Source organism: Duganella sp. GW821-FHT01E12 (assembly GCF_059422325.1).
Window position 1 is genome coordinate 273,088 of the sequence record NZ_JBWKWR010000004.1, and the last position, 15,928, is coordinate 289,015.

Annotated in this window: 23 protein-coding genes; 15 read left to right on the forward strand and 8 right to left on the reverse strand. The window is 65.7% G+C overall.

All coding sequences use genetic code 11. The annotated features are described in order from the left end of the window. The first annotated feature begins 24 nt into the window (after positions 1–24). From AC07WS_RS14480 to AC07WS_RS14510, 7 genes are all read left to right on the forward strand, one after another. Positions 25–768, forward strand: a complete 744-nt coding sequence (locus tag AC07WS_RS14480; protein ID WP_494729757.1) for a substrate-binding periplasmic protein — start codon at positions 25–27, stop codon at positions 766–768. A gap of 62 nt (positions 769–830) precedes the next feature. Then, positions 831–1,205, forward strand: a complete 375-nt coding sequence (locus tag AC07WS_RS14485) for a phasin family protein (RefSeq protein WP_494729758.1) — start codon at positions 831–833, stop codon at positions 1,203–1,205. A 155-nt stretch (positions 1,206–1,360) separates the two neighbouring features. Further along, positions 1,361–2,026, forward strand: a complete 666-nt coding sequence (locus AC07WS_RS14490) for a TetR/AcrR family transcriptional regulator (RefSeq protein WP_008446927.1) — start codon at positions 1,361–1,363, stop codon at positions 2,024–2,026. Positions 2,027–2,042: 16 nt separating this feature from the next. Then, a complete protein-coding gene (locus AC07WS_RS14495; protein WP_494729759.1) occupies positions 2,043–2,825 on the forward strand; it encodes a hypothetical protein in 783 nt (260 codons plus the stop codon). After that, complete coding sequence (locus tag AC07WS_RS14500) at positions 2,825–3,361, forward strand: LOG family protein (protein ID WP_494729760.1); 537 nt, start codon at positions 2,825–2,827, stop codon at positions 3,359–3,361. Before AC07WS_RS14495 ends, AC07WS_RS14500 begins: the two co-directional genes overlap by 1 nt. A gap of 108 nt (positions 3,362–3,469) precedes the next feature. Then, on the forward strand, positions 3,470–3,763 hold the full coding sequence (locus AC07WS_RS14505) for an antibiotic biosynthesis monooxygenase (RefSeq protein ID WP_494729761.1): 294 nt from the start codon (positions 3,470–3,472) through the stop codon (positions 3,761–3,763). A gap of 15 nt (positions 3,764–3,778) precedes the next feature. Then, the gene (locus AC07WS_RS14510) at positions 3,779–4,669 is read left to right on the forward strand and encodes a sigma-70 family RNA polymerase sigma factor (protein WP_494729762.1); all 891 of its coding nucleotides are present in this window, start codon (positions 3,779–3,781) and stop codon (positions 4,667–4,669) included. Here the strand turns inward: AC07WS_RS14510 and AC07WS_RS14515 are convergent. Next, a complete protein-coding gene (locus tag AC07WS_RS14515; protein ID WP_494729763.1) occupies positions 4,620–5,138 on the reverse strand; it encodes a YgjP-like metallopeptidase domain-containing protein in 519 nt (172 codons plus the stop codon). The genes AC07WS_RS14510 and AC07WS_RS14515 overlap by 50 nt on opposite strands. Positions 5,139–5,217: 79 nt before the next feature. Here AC07WS_RS14515 and AC07WS_RS14520 point away from each other — a divergent pair, with 79 nt between their 5' ends. Continuing rightward, complete coding sequence (locus tag AC07WS_RS14520) at positions 5,218–5,568, forward strand: VOC family protein (RefSeq protein ID WP_494729764.1); 351 nt, start codon at positions 5,218–5,220, stop codon at positions 5,566–5,568. Here AC07WS_RS14520 and AC07WS_RS14525 read toward each other — a convergent pair. From AC07WS_RS14525 to AC07WS_RS14535, 3 genes are read right to left on the reverse strand one after another with little or no spacing between them, the layout of a single operon-like run. After that, positions 5,565–5,930 (reverse strand): cupin domain-containing protein, encoded by a 366-nt coding sequence (locus AC07WS_RS14525; protein ID WP_494729765.1) that lies wholly within the window; start codon positions 5,928–5,930, stop codon positions 5,565–5,567. The two genes, AC07WS_RS14520 and AC07WS_RS14525, sit on opposite strands and share 4 nt — an antisense overlap. Before the next feature lie 47 nt (positions 5,931–5,977). Continuing rightward, positions 5,978–6,808, reverse strand: a complete 831-nt coding sequence (locus AC07WS_RS14530; protein ID WP_494729766.1) for an AraC family transcriptional regulator — start codon at positions 6,806–6,808, stop codon at positions 5,978–5,980. 56 nt (positions 6,809–6,864) lie between these two features. After that, the gene (locus AC07WS_RS14535) at positions 6,865–7,479 is read right to left on the reverse strand and encodes a hypothetical protein (protein WP_494729767.1); all 615 of its coding nucleotides are present in this window, start codon (positions 7,477–7,479) and stop codon (positions 6,865–6,867) included. 127 nt (positions 7,480–7,606) lie between these two features. Between AC07WS_RS14535 and modA the strand changes: the two genes are divergently transcribed. From modA to AC07WS_RS14555, 4 genes are read left to right on the forward strand one after another with little or no spacing between them, the layout of a single operon-like run. Then, entirely contained in the window at positions 7,607–8,350 is a 744-nt protein-coding gene (modA, locus tag AC07WS_RS14540) for a molybdate ABC transporter substrate-binding protein (RefSeq protein ID WP_494729768.1), read from the forward strand. A 4-nt stretch (positions 8,351–8,354) separates the two neighbouring features. Further along, positions 8,355–9,041, forward strand: coding sequence for a molybdate ABC transporter permease subunit (gene modB, locus AC07WS_RS14545; RefSeq protein ID WP_494730013.1), 687 nt, complete (start codon positions 8,355–8,357; stop codon positions 9,039–9,041). Positions 9,042–9,043: 2 nt separating this feature from the next. Then, positions 9,044–9,745 carry an ABC transporter ATP-binding protein gene (locus tag AC07WS_RS14550; protein ID WP_494729769.1) on the forward strand — a complete coding sequence of 234 codons (702 nt, stop codon included), beginning with the start codon at positions 9,044–9,046 and terminating at the stop codon, positions 9,743–9,745. Beyond that, positions 9,735–10,547: a TOBE domain-containing protein gene (locus tag AC07WS_RS14555; RefSeq protein ID WP_494729770.1), complete on the forward strand. Its 813-nt coding sequence runs from the start codon at positions 9,735–9,737 to the stop codon at positions 10,545–10,547. The genes AC07WS_RS14550 and AC07WS_RS14555 overlap by 11 nt, the downstream gene beginning before the upstream one ends. Here AC07WS_RS14555 and AC07WS_RS14560 read toward each other — a convergent pair whose 3' ends face one another. Beyond that, entirely contained in the window at positions 10,548–11,345 is a 798-nt protein-coding gene (locus AC07WS_RS14560; protein ID WP_494729771.1) for an AraC family transcriptional regulator, read from the reverse strand. Between the two features lie 100 nt (positions 11,346–11,445). On the opposite strand from AC07WS_RS14560, the gene AC07WS_RS14565 reads away from it, so the two are divergent. Continuing rightward, positions 11,446–12,270, forward strand: coding sequence for an inositol monophosphatase family protein (locus AC07WS_RS14565; RefSeq protein WP_494729772.1), 825 nt, complete (start codon positions 11,446–11,448; stop codon positions 12,268–12,270). A gap of 32 nt (positions 12,271–12,302) precedes the next feature. On the opposite strand, the gene AC07WS_RS14570 is transcribed toward AC07WS_RS14565, so the two are convergent. The 3 genes from AC07WS_RS14570 to AC07WS_RS14580 all read right to left on the reverse strand — a co-directional run bounded on the left by AC07WS_RS14570 (position 12,303) and on the right by AC07WS_RS14580 (position 14,365). Then, complete coding sequence (locus tag AC07WS_RS14570) at positions 12,303–12,665, reverse strand: KGG domain-containing protein (RefSeq protein ID WP_494729773.1); 363 nt, start codon at positions 12,663–12,665, stop codon at positions 12,303–12,305. Between the two features lie 122 nt (positions 12,666–12,787). Continuing rightward, on the reverse strand, positions 12,788–13,231 hold the full coding sequence (phaP, locus tag AC07WS_RS14575) for a TIGR01841 family phasin (RefSeq protein ID WP_494729774.1): 444 nt from the start codon (positions 13,229–13,231) through the stop codon (positions 12,788–12,790). A gap of 105 nt (positions 13,232–13,336) precedes the next feature. Then, complete coding sequence (locus tag AC07WS_RS14580) at positions 13,337–14,365, reverse strand: NADP-dependent oxidoreductase (protein WP_494729775.1); 1,029 nt, start codon at positions 14,363–14,365, stop codon at positions 13,337–13,339. A gap of 124 nt (positions 14,366–14,489) precedes the next feature. Between AC07WS_RS14580 and purU the strand changes: the two genes are divergently transcribed. Continuing rightward, entirely contained in the window at positions 14,490–15,359 is an 870-nt protein-coding gene (purU, locus tag AC07WS_RS14585) for a formyltetrahydrofolate deformylase (RefSeq protein ID WP_494729776.1), read from the forward strand. 19 nt (positions 15,360–15,378) lie between these two features. Next, positions 15,379–15,921, forward strand: a complete 543-nt coding sequence (locus tag AC07WS_RS14590) for a YaeQ family protein (RefSeq protein ID WP_494729777.1) — start codon at positions 15,379–15,381, stop codon at positions 15,919–15,921. Positions 15,922–15,928: the final 7 nt, after the last annotated feature.

The window sequence follows — 15,928 nt, forward strand, 5'->3', positions numbered from 1 at the left end:
TTGAGTTCGAGGTTGGTGATGCGCATGATGTCCAGTTTGTCCATATTGCTGCTGTACGCCGGTCTGGCGTCGGCCGCGCCGGACCTGCCTGCGCTGAAGATCTACGGCATGGACAGCAAACCGATCAGCTACGCCGACGGCGGCCAGGCGGCCGGCCTGGCGGTCGAGCTGGCGCACCGCATCCAGGACAAGCTGGGCCGCCACGACGCCATCGACATCGTGCCGTGGGCGCGCGCCCAGACGCTGGCCGAAGCCGGCCCTAACGTGCTGCTGCTGACCGTGGTGCGCACCCCGGAACGCGAGCGGCAGATGCAGTTCGTCGGGCCGATCTTCACGTCGCGCCTGGTGGCCTACGCCGTCAAGGGCCGGCTGGCCGAGCTGCAGCGCCACGATCCCGGCCTGTACAAGCTGCACGCCGGCGCGCGGCGCGGCAGCATCTTCGCCAACACGGCGCGCGGCCTGGGCTTCAACCTGACCGACGAAACCAACACCTCCGAGATCGCCGCCAGGATGCTGATGAGCCACCGCTTCGACCTGTGGTTCGACGGCGAGGAACTGATGCCCGGCGCCATGGAACGCGCCGGCCACCGGCCGGACGAAATCGAGGTGGCGCTGCGGCTGGGAACGGCCGAGGTGTATTTCGCCTTCTCCAGCGGCACGCCGAAGGAGCTGGTCGAGGCCTGGGCCGGCGCGCTGCGCGAGCTGCGGCGCGACGGCAGCCTGCAGAGGATACAGCGCAAGTGGCTGGCTTTTCTGCCCGAGCATTAGAAAACGTTCTCTAGTTTTGCCGACTACAATAAAATATTGGCAAGCACATTCAGGAAGTTCACATGGCAAAGAAGTTGAAGCGGCATGACGACCAGCAGACGGCTGAAGTGGTTCGCATGTCCTCGCAGGAAATCTGGCAGGCGGGCTTGAGCGCCTTCGCCAAGGCGCAGGAAGAAGAGGGCAAGTTCTTTTCCATGCAGCTGTTCGAGGAGCGCGTGCTGCGCGCGTTGAGCTCGATCGGCGTGCCGACCGCCGGCGAGGTCGAGGCGCTGACCCGGCGCGTCGACGAGCTGACCCGGCAGGTCGCCGCGCTGGGCGGCGCGCCGGCTCCCGCCAAAAAGCCCGCCGCGGCCAGGCCGGCCGCCAAAAAACCGGCCGCCGCGCCGGCCAAGGCCAAGCCCGCCGCGCGCGCGCGGGTCAAAACAGCCGCGAAATAGCCGTGCAATAGCCGGGAAATGGCCGCCGTTGGGCGGGGATTGGCCGCATCTTTCGGCATTGAGCCGGCATATGCGCGTAAAAGCACGCGCGGATGTTTCTAAGATAGTGACATCGGTGTTATGCTTGCAGGAGAATAAACAGAGGTTTCCTTGCTATGCTACAAAAAGCACCCCGCCGTACCCGCGAACGCATACTCGAACTGTCGCTGCGCTTGTTTAATGAATTCGGCGAGCCGAACATCACCACCACGGTGATCGCCGAAGAGATGAATATCTCGCCGGGGAATCTGTACTACCATTTCCGCAACAAGGACGACATCGTCAACTCGATCTTCGTGCAGTTCGAGGCCGAGATCGAGCGCATCCTGACCGTGCCCAACGGCCGCCGCTCCAACATCGAGGACGTGTGGCTGTACCTGCACCTGATGTTCGAACTGATCTGGCGCTACCGCTTCTTCTACCGCGACCTGAACGACCTGCTGTCGCGCAACCGCAAGCTGGAGCTGCACTTCAAGCAAATCCTGGCGCACAAGATCAAGGTGGCCAAGCAGCTGTGCGAAGACTTGCGCAGCGAAAAATCGCTGGAAGCGTCCGACACCGCCATCGACGCCATGGCCACCAATATGGTGGTGGTGGCGACCTACTGGCTGTCCTACGAATACGTGCGCAATCCGCGCAAGTACAGCGAACAGCAATCGATGGCCGACGCGCTGGCGCGCGGCTGCTACCAGGTGCTGTCGCAAATCGGCCCGTATCTGCGCAACGAGACCAGTTTGCTGTTCCAGAAACTGTCCGAAGAATACCTGAAGAAGCTCAAGTAGGCCGACGGAGACTGCCATGGCGTGGAACCCCTTCCCGTATCCCGATCCCGCATACCAGTACACGCCGGCCAGCCTGGAGGCGGCCTGGCCCTTGCTGCACGGCGGCGACCAGGAACCGTTCCCGTCCAATCCCTTGCTGGTGCAGGCGTGGATCGCCTTCCATGCCGGCGAGTTCGAACGGGCCGCGCGGCTGGGCCTGGACGTCGGCGTGAACGGCTATTCGGTGGCGCACAAGGCCATCTGCATCTATGCCCACTACCTGGAGCGCAGCCCGCAGAAAAAGCTCGCCACCTTCGAATGCGTGGCCGAGCGCTGCGAACGGCAGCAGCTGGAGCAGCCGGGCAATTCGTCCGGCTACTACTGGCATGCTTACGCGCTGGGCCAGTATTCGCAGGGCATCTCGGTGGTCAAGGCGCTGGCGCAGGGACTGGGCGCCAAGGTGCGCAACAGCCTGGACACGGCGATCCGCCTGGCGCCGCAGCGCGCCGACGCGCATATCGCGCTGGGCGTGTACCACGCCGAGATCCTCGACAAGGTGGGCGCCATGATCGGCGGCCTGACCTATGGCGTGAAAAAGGAAGAATGTTATAAACAGTTTCAGATCGCGCTGGCGCTGACGCCGGAGTCGGCGATCGCCCGCGTCCGCTATGCGCGCGCGATGATGATGTTGGAAGGTAGAAGGAAGCAGGCGGAAGCGATCGGCCTGTGCGAGGAGGCCGCCCGTAGCCCCATCCGCGACGCGATGGAACGGCTCGATTCGGACGCGGCAAAACGAGAACTGGAAGAGGAAAAACAGTAGTGAAAGCAATCTGCGTGTATTGCGGCGCCAACGCCGGTGTGAATCCTGTGTATGCCGAGGCTGCCCGGGCGCTGGGCCGGGCTTTGGTGGAGAACAATCTGTCGCTGGTCTACGGCGGCGGCAAGGTGGGCCTGATGGGCGTCATCGCCGACGAGGTGCTGCGCCTGGGCGGCGAGGTGACGGGCGTGATCCCGACCGCGCTGGTCGAGCGCGAAGTGGGTCACACCGGCCTGACGCGCCAGTTCATCGTCAAGGACATGCACGAGCGCAAAGCCATGATGGCCAAGCTGGCCGACGGCTTCATCGCCATGCCGGGCGGCATGGGCACGCTGGAGGAACTGTTCGAGATGCTGACCTGGTCGCAGCTGGGCATCCACGCCAAGCCGATCGGCCTGCTGAACGTGGAAGGCTTTTACGACGGCCTGACCGGCTTCATCGAACATGCCAGCGCGCAGGGCTTCATTCGTCCGCAGCATGCGGCGCTGATGATGTCCGCGCCGGACGGGCAGGCCCTGCTGCAGATGCTGAGGGCTTGAGCCGCACCCGTAAATAAATATTTTTGCGGGACCGATCCGTTTTGTCGCGGCTCGTCGTCTTACAGGGAACAGGCCCGATCGGCGGGCCTGGCCAACCCGAGACGAACCATGACTACCTTGATGATCCCCCTGACCGTTGATCCCGCGAACCAGAGCCGTGTGCTGGACATGTTGCGGGACAATATCCATACCGTGATCCACACGCTGGACGGATGGATCTCCACCGACCTGATCGCGTCCGCTGACGGCACGCGCATCATCATCCATTCCCAATGGCGCGACCCGGAGGCGGTGGCGGCGATGCGGGCCGACCCGCGCATGGTCGCCTACTATCCAAAGCTTGCCGCTTTTGCTACGATCGACCCGATCATGGGCGATGTCGTCCATGCGGCCAAGGCTTAGGCAGGCGTAGCGGACATGGACGATGTGGTGCTTGAAAAACTGCTCGGCGAGATGCGGCCCCGGCTGCATCGATATTGCGCCCGCATGTGCGGCTCGGCGATCGACGGCGAAGACATCGTCCAGGATGCGCTGGCGAAGGCGTACGCGGCCCGCGCATCGTTCGGCGGGCTGGACAATCCGCAGGCTTGGCTGTACCGCATCGCCCACAACGCCGCGCTGGATTTCCTGCGCCGCCGCGCGCGCATGCCGCCGATGGAGGACGAGGATGAGCTCGCCGTCCTGGCATCGCCCGAAGACCCCGATCCCGAGATCGCCGCGACCTGTTTGCGCAGCTTCATGCGCCTGCCGGCCTTGCAGCGCGGCGCGGTGATATTGAAGGACGTGCTGGGCCATACACTGGAAGAAGCGGCGGCGATCACCGGCTCCAGCGAGCCCGCCGTCAAGTCGGCCTTGCAGCGCGGGCGGGAGCGGTTGCGCGACGTGGCCGGCGAGCCCGCCTTGCCCGGCATCGACGGCGACACCGGCGCCCGTTTGCTTGCCTATGTGGACGGCTTCAAGGCCGGCGATTTCGACGCGGTGCGCGCCATGCTGGCCGAGGATGTGCAACTGGAGCTGGTGGCCAAGCTGCGCCGCAACGGCAAGCGCGAGGTCGGCGATTACTTCGGCGCCTATGCCGCCGCCGTGCGCTGGGTGTTTGCCGCGGTGCTGGCCGAGGGGCGTCCCGCGATGCTGGTGTTCGACCGCGAAGTGTCGCTCGACACGCCGGCCTATTTCGTGGCGCTGGAATTCGCGGACGGCCAGGTGGCCGGCATCCGCGACTTCCTGTACGCGCGCTATGCGATGGACGGGCTGGAACTTACGCCGCTTGACTCCACAGGCGCGTGCCCGACTGGTCCAGTTCGGTGAGGTAGAGCCGCAGGTCGAATTCGTACTGGTGGTAGTTCGGTTCCATGTAGGTGCACAGCTTGTAGAAGGCCTTGTCGTGCTGCTTCTCCTTGATGTGCGCCAGTTCGTGCACGGCGATCATGCGCAGGAATTCTATCGGCACTTCCTTGAACAGCGTCGCCACGCGGATCTCGTGCTTGGCCTTGAGCTTGCCGCCCTGGACGCGCGAGATGGACGTGTGCAAGCCCAGCGCGTGGTTGATCACGTGGATCTTGCTGTCGTACTCGACCTTGTTGATCGGCTCGGCGTTGCGCAAATGCTCATTTTTCAAATCCTGCACGTACTGGTACAGTGCCTTGTCGGTGCGCAGCTCGTGCGCCTTGCTGTAGCGCTTGAGCAGCACTTCGCCCAGGCGGTTCTGGGCCAGGAGCTGCGACACCTGCTGCTGGGTTTGTTCGGAATAGGCGCTGAGGTACTTCAGGGAGGACATGTCGGGGCACGGCTGGAATGATTCGAGGCGTGAATGTACCACAGCCGGCGGTCCTCCCCATCAATGAAAGGAGTGAAACATGCGGGTGACACGAATGGTAACCAACATCGCCACGGCGGACACCGAGGCGGCCAAGGCATTTTATGGCGGCGTGCTGGGCCTGTCGGTGGTGATGGACCACGGCTGGATCGTGACGCTGGCGGGCGAGGGCGAGGACATGCCGCAGATCAGCTTTGCGTCCGAGGGCGGCTCGGGCACGCCGGTGCCGGACCTGTCGATCGAGGTCGACGACCTGGATGAGGCCCACCGGCGCCTGGTCGCCGCGCGCGTGCCGCTGGAGTACGGCCCGGTCAGCGAGCCCTGGGGCGTGCGGCGCTTATTCGTGCGCGATCCGTTCGGACGGCTGCTCAATATCCTGTCGCACGGTTAGCCGAGCTGCTGCGCGATGGAGCGGGTTTTCGCGGTGACCGTGTCGCCGGTGTGCAGCGTGGCTTTCTTCTCGATCAGCATGAGCAGGCATTCCTGTTCCGCCACCGGGTTGTGGCGCACGCCTTTCGGCACGACGTAGGCCTGACCCTCGGACAGTTCAACCGTGCCGTCTTCCATCTCGATGCGCAGCCGGCCCTTGAGGATGAAGAAGAGCTCGTCCTCGGCGTCGTGGCTGTGCCAGGTCAGCGATCCGAGCACCTTGGCGACCTTGATGTAATTGTCGTCCAGTTCGCCGATCACGCGTGGCGACCAGTGTTCGGACAGCGCGGCTGCGCTGGCGGCGGGGGAGAGGGCTTGCTTCATGGCGGTTCCTTGGTGGACGATGGAGCCGCCACTGTAGCCTGCCGCGCTCAGCCGGTCTTGAACGTTTGTGCGTCCGGGTTCAGGCGCAGCCAGCGGGCCGGCGGGATGCCGTAGGCGGCGACGAAATGGCGTGTCATGTGCGGCTGGTCGGCGAAGCCGGCATGGACCGCGCAGTCGGCCAGCGGCATGCCGCGCAACATGAGCCGGCGCGCCAGTTCCAAGCGGCGCAAGGTCAGGTAGCGGTGCGGACTGGTGCCGAAGAACAGGCGGAAATCGCGCGACAGGCTCCAGCGGTCGCGGCCGCTCGCTTGCGCCAGCTGGTCCAGCGTCAGCGGCGAGAGCAGGGCGTCGTCGATATTTTCGCGGGCGATCTGGGCGGCACGGAAGTCGCCGCCGGCCGGCGCCGGCTGGCCGGCCACCAGGCGCAGCGCGGTGGCGACGTCGACCAGCGCGTCGTCGCGTTCCATCGCGTCGGGCGCGGTGTCGAAATGGTTCAGCAGGCCGCGCGCCGCCTTGACCAGCCTGCGGTCGCCGGACACGCCGCCATCGATGAACGGCAGCGGCGCGCCGCCCAGCACCTGCTGCAAAAGTGCCGGCGCCAGGTAGGCGATGCGGTAGTGGAAGCCGTCCTTGGTGCCGGCCTGGCCGTCGTGCAGTTCGTCGGGATGCAGCACCAGCGCCTGTCCGGACAGGCTGTGGCGCATCGACGACCGATAGCGGAACGATTGAACGCCGGACATGGTCAGGCCGATGGCGTAGCTGTCGTGGCGGTGCGCGCCGTACGCCGCGCCCTGGAAGAACGCTTCGAACAGCTCCACGCCTTCGGCCTGCCGGCCGTGCCGCAGCCAGTCCGTGCGCTGACGAGGCGGCAGGCTCATGGCCGGCTGCCGGCGTGGTTCGATTCCTGCCACATGCCGCTTCCTTTCACGCGATGCTATCCCGGATGCGCGCCAGCGGCGCGGGCTTGGTTGATCCCGGCTTGGCAGCTCGCGAGCGCGGTGGCGAACTTGGCGCGCTCGGGCTGGGGTTCGTTGGGATAAATGTCCGAATGTATCTGATGATAAACCGTGCGGTCGATGACGAGGTAGCGCTGGTAGAGATCCGTTTCCTCGCCGGAGTCGCCGGTGACGAAGCCGTACACGGTTTCGCTGCAGTACAGGCCGTCGCCGAGTGCCACCGTGACCGGCGAATTGCCGAATGCCAGACTCATGGCGCAGAAGAGCAAGGCCAGCAGCCATGCGACGCCGGCCACGAGACAGATGACGGCGCCCAGGATCCTCGGGCGGCTGTCGATGGAATAGAGCACCTGCACGCCGGCCGCGATCAGCGCGAGGGCGATGGCCATTACATTGGCGGCGTGCCCTGCAAACGAAAATCCCGAAGCCGCTGCCGCCGCGATCGCCACGACCAGGCCGCTCAGGCACAGGTGGCGTCGCGCCGTCACGGCGTTGGCGGCGTCGAGCTTGGCCGCGCGCAGCCGCACCAAGGGTAATAGCAGCGCGGCCATTATGCCCACCGCGAACAGGGCAAGCAGTGCTTTAAAGAGCATGTGATGCAATCATGGTTTTTAAATAATATTTCAGCATAACATTCCTAGTCCCTTGTGCGTAGTGTCGGAATTAAACTATCGCTATATAATCGAGTTTATTGCGATTCATTACTTAAAGGAAAAAACGATGCGTGCGTTGAAACTCGGGGTGGTGCTGATGCTGGCGGCGACGGGCGCGTCGGCGGCGGAGATCACGGTGTCGGCCGCGGCCAGCCTGACCAATGCCTTCAAGGAAATCGGCGCCGCCTACGAGAAGGAGCACGCGGGCGACAAGGTGCAGTTCAACTTCGCCGCCTCCGATCCGCTGGTGCAGCAGATCGCCAAGGGCGCGCCAGTCGACGTGTTCGCCTCGGCCGACCAGGATGCGATGGACAAGGCCGACACGCTGAAGTTGCTGGCCCCGGCCAGCCGCCGGAACTTCGCCAGCAACAGCCTGGTGCTGATCACGCCGCTGGCCGCCACGCTGCCGATCAAGGGCATCGCCGACTTGCAGCAGGCCGGCGTCGCGCGCGTGACGATGGGCAATCCGGCCAGCGTGCCGGTGGGCCGCTACACCAAACACGCGCTGGAGCAGGCCAGGCTGTGGGCCGCCGTCGAACCCAAGGCCATCTTCGGCGCCTCGGTGCGCCAGAGCCTGGACTACGTGGCGCGCGGCGAAGTCGATGCCGGCTTCGTCTACGCCACCGATGCCGCCGTGATGAAGGACAAGGTCAAGGTGGTCGCCACCGTGCCGACCGAGACCCCGGTCAGCTATCCGATCGCGGTGATCGCGGCCGGGCCGCAAGCGGCGGCCGGCCGCAAGTTTGCCGATTATGTGCTGTCGTCGTCTGGCCAGGCGATCCTGGCCAAGTACGGTTTCGGCCGCCCGTAACGTGATAAACAGTTTTCTCGCCGAACCGGCATGGATCGCGCTGCGCCTGTCGCTGAAGGTGGCGTGCTGGGCGACGGTGCTGGACCTGCTGTTCGGCGTGGCGCTGGGCTATCTGCTGGCGCGCAAGCGCTTTCCTGGGCGCGAGCTGCTGGATGCGCTGCTGACGCTGCCGATGGTGATGCCGCCGACCGTGCTGGGCTACTATCTGCTGGTGGTGATCGGCCGCCACGGCGTGCTCGGCGCGTGGCTGCAGCGGGCCTTCGGCATCAACCTGATCTTCACCTGGCAGGCGGCGGTGATCGCGGCGGCCGTGGTGGCGTTTCCGCTGGTGCTCAAGGGCGCGCGGGCGGCGTTCGAGACGGTGGACACGCAGCTGGAGCAGGCCGCCCGGGTGCTGGGGATCTCGCCGTTCGGCGTGTTCCTGCGTGTGACGCTGCCGCTGGCCTGGCGCGGCGTGCTGGGCGGCACCTTGCTGGCCTTCGCGCGCTCGATGGGCGAGTTCGGCGCGACGTTGATGGTGGCCGGCAGCATCCCCGGCAAGACGCAGACGCTGTCGATCGCCGTGTACGAAGCCGTGCAGGCCGGGCAGGACGACAGTGCCAACCTGCTGGTGATCATCACCTCCGTGGTCTGCATCGTGGTGCTGATCGCGGCGAACAAACTGACGCCCAACCGCAACCCGCAGGCCTGAGCATGCAAATCAACATCGACATCGGCAAGACCCTGCGCTCCGGCTCCCGGACCTTCGAGCTGCGCGCGCAGTTGACGTCGAGCAGCCAGCGCATCGTGATCTACGGCCCGTCGGGCGCGGGCAAGAGCCTGCTGCTGAAGGCGGTGGCCGGCCTGAGCACGCCCGACCGCGGCCACATCGAGGTGGCGGGCCGCCGCCTGTTCGACAGCGGCGGCGGCATCGACGTGCCGGCGCAGCGGCGCCAGCTGGCCTATCTGTTCCAGGACTACGCGCTGTTCCCACACCTGAACGTGCGGCAGAACATCGCCTTCGGCTTGCGGCGCGGCTGGCGCAATCCGCTGGCGCGGGTGGACGGCGAGGCGGTGCGCTACTGGCTGCAGGCGTTCGAGCTGGAACATGTGGCGCAGCAGTTGCCGCACCAGCTGTCCGGCGGCCAGCGGCAGCGGGTGGCGCTGGCGCGCGCGCTGGCGCCGGAACCGCAGGCGCTGTTGCTGGACGAACCGTTCGCGGCGCTGGACCCCGGCCTGCGCCAGCGCATGCGCGCCGAGCTGGACGCGCTGCAACGCCGGCTCGGCATTCCGATGATATTGATCACCCACGACCCCGAGGACGTGCGCGCCTTCGGCGACCATGTGCTGCGCATGGAAAATGGTAGCATGGCCGAAATCAAGGATCTGGATTTGGTGGAGCGCAATGAAGCCTGAAGCACAAGCAATGGCCTTGCAGGGCCATGTATGGCTGACCGTCGGCGGTCAGAAGCTGGGCGGGCAGGACCGGATGGCGCTGCTGGCGGCCATCGCCGAGCACGGCTCGATCACGGCCGCCGCCAAGGCGGTCGGCATGAGCTACAAGGGCGCGTGGGACGCCATCGAGGCGATGAACAATCTGGCCGGTGAGCCGCTGCTGGAGCGGCTGGCCGGCGGCAAGGGCGGGGGCGGCACACGGCTGACTTCGCGCGGCGCGCAGCTGGTGGAAAATTTCCGTAAAATCGATGACGAGCACCGCAAGTTCGTGGCGCATCTGAGCAGCCAGTCGCATGCGCTGGCCGACGATTTTCTGTTGATACAAAGGATGAAGATGAAGACCAGCGCGCGCAATCAATTCAGCGGCAAGGTGGTGGCGATCAAGGAGGGCGCCGTGAACGACGAGGTGACGCTGGAAATCGTCGGTGGCCAGCACATCGTCGCCACCATCACGCGCGACAGCAGCGACAGCCTGAGCCTGGTGGAAGGCGCGGAGGCCTTTGCGCTGATCAAGGCGTCGTCGGTGATCGTGGTGACGCAGATGGCCGGCGCCCGCTTCTCGGCGCGCAACCGCCTGACCGGCACGATCACGCGGGTGCAGGTGGGCGCGGTCAACACCGAGGTCAGCATCGAACTGCCGGGCGGCGGCGCCATCGCCGCCATCGTCACCCGCGACAGCGGCGAGACGCTGGAACTGCGCGTGGGCATGGAGGCGACCGCGATCTTCAAGGCTTCCAGCGTGATCATCGGCACGCCGGCCTGATCAGGTGTCGAACTGGGCGAAGCGCGCCGGCGTCACGCCCAGGATGCGGCGGAACAAGGCGATGAAGCTGCTGACGCTGTCGTAGCCCAGGCTCAGCGCCACGGTGGTCACCGAGGCGCCGCCGTTGAGCAGTTCCATGCCTTTCTGCAGCCGCGCCACCTGGCGCCATTCCACCAGCGACATGCCGGTCTGGTCGCGGAAGTGGCGGGTCAGGGTGCGGCGCGACCAGCCCAGCCGCGCGGCCCATTGGTCGAGATCGGTTTCATCGGCGGGATGGTCGGCGATGGCCGCCGCCATCGCCTGCAGGCGCGGATGGCGCGGCATGGTCAGGTGCAGCGGTTCCTCGTCGGCGGTGCGCACTTCGTCCAGGAACACCGTCACCAGGCGCCGTGCGGCGGCGTCGGCCGGCATGCCGTGCGGCCAGGACGCCATGCGCTCCAGCAGCGACACCGCCAGCGGCGACATGCGCATCACCCGCGACTGCGCCGGCAGGTCGGCGCACCAGGACGGCGCCAGGTGGATGGTGTAGCCGGCCAGGCCGGGCTTGAAGGTGTTGGCGTGGGCGGTGGCGCCATGCGGCATGTCGGGCGGTATCCAGCCCATCCGGCCGCGCGGCAGCACCTGGCGCACGTCGCCGGCTTCGACCACGATCACGCCCTGCAGCGGAATATACAGCTGCCCCTCCGGGTGCCGGTGCACGTGCAGGGTGCGGTTGGTGTGGTGGTCGGCGTGCTGCGCGGACACGATGACCGGCATCTCGTCCGTCAGTCGGCGTTCGCCATAGTAATTGCTGCCCATATGATTTTGGCCCGATCGCGATATTACTTGTCTGTCGCCAGTTAGTGAAGTTGTCAAATTACTGGCAATCTACGACTTTGGTTTATAACAAGGAATCGGCATGACTGCAATCGATACGGAAGAAGTGCTGGCGCTGGTGCGCGAGGCGGGCGCCGATCTGTGCGAGACCTTTTGGCGTGGCGAGCCGGTGGTGGAGGTGGACGACATGATGACGGCCTTCCGGTGCATCGACGGCGCCGCCAACGCCCGCATGAAGCGCGCGCTGGCGCGCCTGTACCCCGGCATCGCCTGGATGGAGAACGAGCTCGACACCACCGAGCCGGAGGACGCCGAGACCGCCGCGCTGGCCGCGCGCGGCGAATACTGGATCTGCGACGCCATCGACGGCGCCGTGCAATATCTGCGCGCGATCCCGAACTGGGCCATGTCGCTGACGCTGATGCGCGAGGGCGTGCCGGTGTTCGCCGCCATCTTCGACGCCGTGCACGACGAGATGTTCCATGCGGCCTGGGGCCAGGGCGCCTACCGCAACGGCGAGCGGATACGGGTCAACGGCCGCGCCAACCATTACCAGGGCATCGTCGCCACCAGCCAGCCGCCGTTCGCGGGCCGCGACCGGCACGCCGTGCGCCGTTCCGGCGCCGCGCTGAGCGCCATGCTGCCGGACGTGGCGGCGGTGCGCAACCTGAGCGCGACCTCGCTGCAACTGGCCTACGTGGCGTGCGGCCGCGTCGACGGCTTCTGGGAATTCGGCGACGACAGTTTCAACTGCATAGGCGGCGCGCTGCTGGTGCGCGAGGCCGGCGGACTGGCGACGCAGATCGACGGCCAGCCCTATCTGCTGGGTTCGCCGAGCATGGCCGCGGCGTCGCCGGGCGCGCATGCGTCCATGCTGCTGCGCCTGCAGGAAGTGCTGGCGGCCTGACCGCGCGGGCCGCGCCGCCAGCGCGCCGCCGTTCAGCGTTCGGCGGTTTTGCCGCCTTGCTGGCTGCCTCCCTTGGCCGCTTGCTCCGAGCCGGCGCCGCGCGTGCCGTTGGTGGCGGTTTTTTCGGCGTTGGCGCGCGCCGCGGACTGCCGGCTTTCCCCGCCCTTGCGGCCGATCTGCGCCATGTGTTCGCGGTCGCGGCTGACCGCCTCGCCGCCTTTCTGGCCGGCCCGGCGCGCTTCCTCCGAATCGAATTCGTGGGCCGTGCCTTTCTGGTGGGCCGCCTGGCCGCCTTTGCTGGCGATGGCGCGCTGGGTGGCTTGGTCCATCGCCGCGAAGCCGCGCTTGGCTGTGCCTTTCGGCTTGCTTTGATCGTTACCTGGATTACTGGCCATAAGACCTCCTCATGAGTGTTATGAAATTTCGTCAGGGCTCCCCGAGCAGCCGGGCCGAAGCCCGCTGCTCTGTGTGGTTAGAGGTGCAAGGTTGACGGAAGTTCCACTCGGGCCGGGGCGGTTTAGTGACGCAGCTCGCTGGCCATCTGGTAGTTGGACATCTGCTCGGCGGCGCGCGCCGTCTGTTCGGAGGCCTGGTGCATGATTTCCTCGGCCACGTCGGTGGCGGCGCGGCGCACCGCCGGCATGTGGGTGGCGGCCGTCTGCGCCAGGCTGGAGTTGGCGCGGCTGAGGATTTCCACCAGGTGCTTCTGGTAGTTCTGCAGCGCCGTGGCGCCCGGCGTGAGCTGGGCGCTGACGGCCGCGCCCAGTTGCGGCGCGTCCTTGCTGGCCATCAGCCGCTGGACGTTGTTGCCCATTTCCGCGATCAGGTCGCGGCCCAGTTGCATGTTCAGTTCGCTCAGGCTTTGCAGGGTTTCCAGCGTGCGCTGGCTCAAGTCGGTGTACAGCGTGATCAGGATGTCGATGTGCGATTTGATCGCGGGGGTGATGAATTGGGGGAACATGATTCTTCCTCGTCGTGATCCTTCGATAAAAAAACGCCGGGCTTGCGGCCCGGCGGAATGTGCAGCCGAAGGATAGACGCGGCCTGCGCGCAAAAGTTCCCGGATTTATTCGGCGGCCACCTGCAGCACCAGCTTGCCGAAGTTCTTCCCCTCGAACAGCATGTTGAGCGCCTGCGGGAAGCGCTCCAGTCCCTGCACGATGTCTTCCTTGCTCTTGACCTTGCCTTCCTTCATCCACTGGCCCAGCGCGGCGATGCCCAGGTGGTAGCGGTCGGCGTAGTCGAACACGACGATGCCTTCCATGCGCGCGCGGTTCACCAGCAGCGCCAGGTAGTTGGCCGGGCCCTTGACCGGCGTGGTGTTGTTGTACTGCGAGATGGCGCCGCAGATGACGATGCGCGCCTTCAGGTTGATGCGGGTGAGCACGGTGTCGAGGATGTCGCCGCCGACGTTGTCGAAGTAGACGTCGACGCCGTTCGGGCAGTGTTCCTTGAGGCCGTCCTTGACCGAGCCGCCCTTGTAGTCGATGCAGGCGTCGAAGCCGAGCTGCTTGACCACGAAGTCGCACTTGTCCTTGCCGCCGGCGATGCCGACCACGCGGCAGCCCAGCTGCTTGGCCACCTGGCCGACCGTCTGGCCGACCGCGCCGGCCGCGCCGGACACCACCACCGTCTCGCCGGCCTTGGGCTGGCCCGATTCGATCAGGCCGAAGTAGGCCGTCATGCCCGGCATGCCCAGCGTGTTGAGGTAGGTGGGCAGCGGCGCCAGCTTGGGATCGACCTTGCGGAAGCCGTGGCGCTTGTCGCCGGCCGGGCCGACCCAGTAGCGCTGCACGCCGGTGCCGCCCTGCACGTAGTCGCCCACCGCGAAGTCCGGCGACTTCGACGCCACCACCACGCCCACGCCGCCGGCCCGCATCACCTCGCCGATGGCGACCGGCGCGATGTAGGATTTGCCCTCGTTCATCCAGCCGCGCATGGCCGGGTCGAGCGACAGGTACAGCACCTTGACCACGACCTCGCCGTCGGCCGGCTCGCGCACCGGCTCGCTGACCTGCTGCCAGTCGCTGTCCTTGACCATGCCGACCGGGCGGGCCGCCAGGCGGAATTGAAGATTTGTCTCGTTGATAGTCATTTTGTATCCTCAAAGAAGAGTGTGACGGCCAATATATCTTAAATTGAACGATCGTGCTATTTTTACGGTGTGGGCCCAGCCGTGCGACAATACCGGCCTTGTTAGACCTATAACGATGGTGGATATGAGCAATCCCGAATACATTTTGACACTCTCTTGCCTGGACCAGCGCGGTATTGTTCATCGCGTGTCGGGCTTCCTGGCCGACCACGGCTGCAATATCATCGACTCGGCCCAGTTCGGCGACGGCGAATCCAAGCTGTTCTTCATGCGCGTGCATTTCGCGCTGGAAGACCGCAACGTCAACGACGACCTGCTGCGCGCCGACTTCGGCCTGCTGGGCGCGGAGATGAAGCTGGACTGGGAGCTGCGCGACGCCCACTACAAGCCGCGCGTGATGCTGATGGTGTCGAAGATCGGCCACTGCCTCAACGACCTGCTGTTCCGCTACAAGAGCGGCCTGCTGCCGGTGGAGATTCCGGCCATCGTCTCCAACCACATGGACTTCTACCAGCTGGCGGCCAGCTACAATATTCCGTTCCACCACCTGCCGCTGGCCACCGGCGCGCCGGCCGAGGCCAAGCTGGCGCAGGAAGCCAAGATCATCGAGCTGATGAACACGCACAACATCGACCTGGTGGTGCTGGCGCGCTACATGCAGATCCTGTCGCCCGGCCTGTGCGCGGCGCTCAAGGGCAAGGCGATCAACATCCACCATTCCTTCCTGCCGAGCTTCAAGGGCGCCAAGCCGTATGCGCAGGCGCACCACCGCGGCGTCAAGCTGATCGGCGCCACCGCGCACTTCGTCACCGGCGACCTGGACGAGGGGCCGATCATCGAACAGGACGTCGAGCGGGTCGACCACTCGATGGACGCCGACACGCTGTCGGCCATCGGCCGCGACGTCGAGTGCGTGGTGCTGGCGCGCGCCGTGAAGTGGTTCGTCGAACACCGCATTTTGCAGAACGGCGACAAGACTGTCGTCTTCAAATAATTCAATCAGAGATACACCGATGGCCCTCAAAGCAACAATCTACAAAGCCGACCTGCAGATCGCGGACATGGACCGCAACTTCTACGAGACCCAGTCGCTGACGCTGGCGCGCCATCCGTCCGAGACCGACGAGCGCATGATGGTGCGCCTGATCGCCTTCGCGATCCACGCCAACGAGGCGCTGACCTTCACCAAGGGCTTGTTCGACGTCGAGGAACCGGACCTGTGGCAGAAGGACCTGACCGGCGCCATCCAGCTGTGGATCGAGGTGGGGCAACCGGACGAGAAGGTGATCCTGAAGGCCAGCGGCCGTTCGGAGCACGTCGTCGTCTACAGCTACGCCGCGACCAGCCACATCTGGTGGAAGGCCCTGGCCAACAAGGTCGAGCGCTGCAAGAACCTGACCGTGATCAACCTGGACTCGGACGCCACCGAACAGCTGGCCAAGATGGCCCAGCGCAGCATGCAGCTGCAGTGCACGATCCAGGACGGCCAGATCTGGCTGACCGACGGCACCACCACGGTGGAAGTCGGCCGCGAGACCTTCAAGGGCGAGCGTTGATATAATC

What these genes read in the sequence shown, in the direction of transcription:
- AC07WS_RS14515 (WP_494729763.1), bottom strand. Translation starts at nt 5,138, where the DNA reads ATGTCCTCCCTGAAGTACCTCAGCGCCTATTCCGAACAAACCCAGCAG.
- AC07WS_RS14535 (WP_494729767.1), bottom strand. Translation starts at nt 7,479, where the DNA reads ATGCTCTTTAAAGCACTGCTTGCCCTGTTCGCGGTGGGCATAATGGCC.
- modA (WP_494729768.1), top strand. Translation starts at nt 7,607, where the DNA reads ATGCGTGCGTTGAAACTCGGGGTGGTGCTGATGCTGGCGGCGACGGGC.
- AC07WS_RS14480 (WP_494729757.1), top strand. Translation starts at nt 25, where the DNA reads ATGATGTCCAGTTTGTCCATATTGCTGCTGTACGCCGGTCTGGCGTCG.
- AC07WS_RS14570 (WP_494729773.1), bottom strand. Translation starts at nt 12,665, where the DNA reads ATGGCCAGTAATCCAGGTAACGATCAAAGCAAGCCGAAAGGCACAGCC.
- AC07WS_RS14525 (WP_494729765.1), bottom strand. Translation starts at nt 5,930, where the DNA reads ATGAAGCAAGCCCTCTCCCCCGCCGCCAGCGCAGCCGCGCTGTCCGAA.
- AC07WS_RS14490 (WP_008446927.1), top strand. Translation starts at nt 1,361, where the DNA reads ATGCTACAAAAAGCACCCCGCCGTACCCGCGAACGCATACTCGAACTG.
- AC07WS_RS14495 (WP_494729759.1), top strand. Translation starts at nt 2,043, where the DNA reads ATGGCGTGGAACCCCTTCCCGTATCCCGATCCCGCATACCAGTACACG.
- AC07WS_RS14555 (WP_494729770.1), top strand. Translation starts at nt 9,735, where the DNA reads ATGAAGCCTGAAGCACAAGCAATGGCCTTGCAGGGCCATGTATGGCTG.
- AC07WS_RS14590 (WP_494729777.1), top strand. Translation starts at nt 15,379, where the DNA reads ATGGCCCTCAAAGCAACAATCTACAAAGCCGACCTGCAGATCGCGGAC.
- AC07WS_RS14560 (WP_494729771.1), bottom strand. Translation starts at nt 11,345, where the DNA reads ATGGGCAGCAATTACTATGGCGAACGCCGACTGACGGACGAGATGCCG.
- AC07WS_RS14580 (WP_494729775.1), bottom strand. Translation starts at nt 14,365, where the DNA reads ATGACTATCAACGAGACAAATCTTCAATTCCGCCTGGCGGCCCGCCCG.
- AC07WS_RS14485 (WP_494729758.1), top strand. Translation starts at nt 831, where the DNA reads ATGGCAAAGAAGTTGAAGCGGCATGACGACCAGCAGACGGCTGAAGTG.
- AC07WS_RS14565 (WP_494729772.1), top strand. Translation starts at nt 11,446, where the DNA reads ATGACTGCAATCGATACGGAAGAAGTGCTGGCGCTGGTGCGCGAGGCG.
- AC07WS_RS14550 (WP_494729769.1), top strand. Translation starts at nt 9,044, where the DNA reads ATGCAAATCAACATCGACATCGGCAAGACCCTGCGCTCCGGCTCCCGG.
- AC07WS_RS14510 (WP_494729762.1), top strand. Translation starts at nt 3,779, where the DNA reads ATGGACGATGTGGTGCTTGAAAAACTGCTCGGCGAGATGCGGCCCCGG.
- AC07WS_RS14505 (WP_494729761.1), top strand. Translation starts at nt 3,470, where the DNA reads ATGACTACCTTGATGATCCCCCTGACCGTTGATCCCGCGAACCAGAGC.
- AC07WS_RS14530 (WP_494729766.1), bottom strand. Translation starts at nt 6,808, where the DNA reads ATGAGCCTGCCGCCTCGTCAGCGCACGGACTGGCTGCGGCACGGCCGG.
- AC07WS_RS14520 (WP_494729764.1), top strand. Translation starts at nt 5,218, where the DNA reads ATGCGGGTGACACGAATGGTAACCAACATCGCCACGGCGGACACCGAG.
- phaP (WP_494729774.1), bottom strand. Translation starts at nt 13,231, where the DNA reads ATGTTCCCCCAATTCATCACCCCCGCGATCAAATCGCACATCGACATC.
- purU (WP_494729776.1), top strand. Translation starts at nt 14,490, where the DNA reads ATGAGCAATCCCGAATACATTTTGACACTCTCTTGCCTGGACCAGCGC.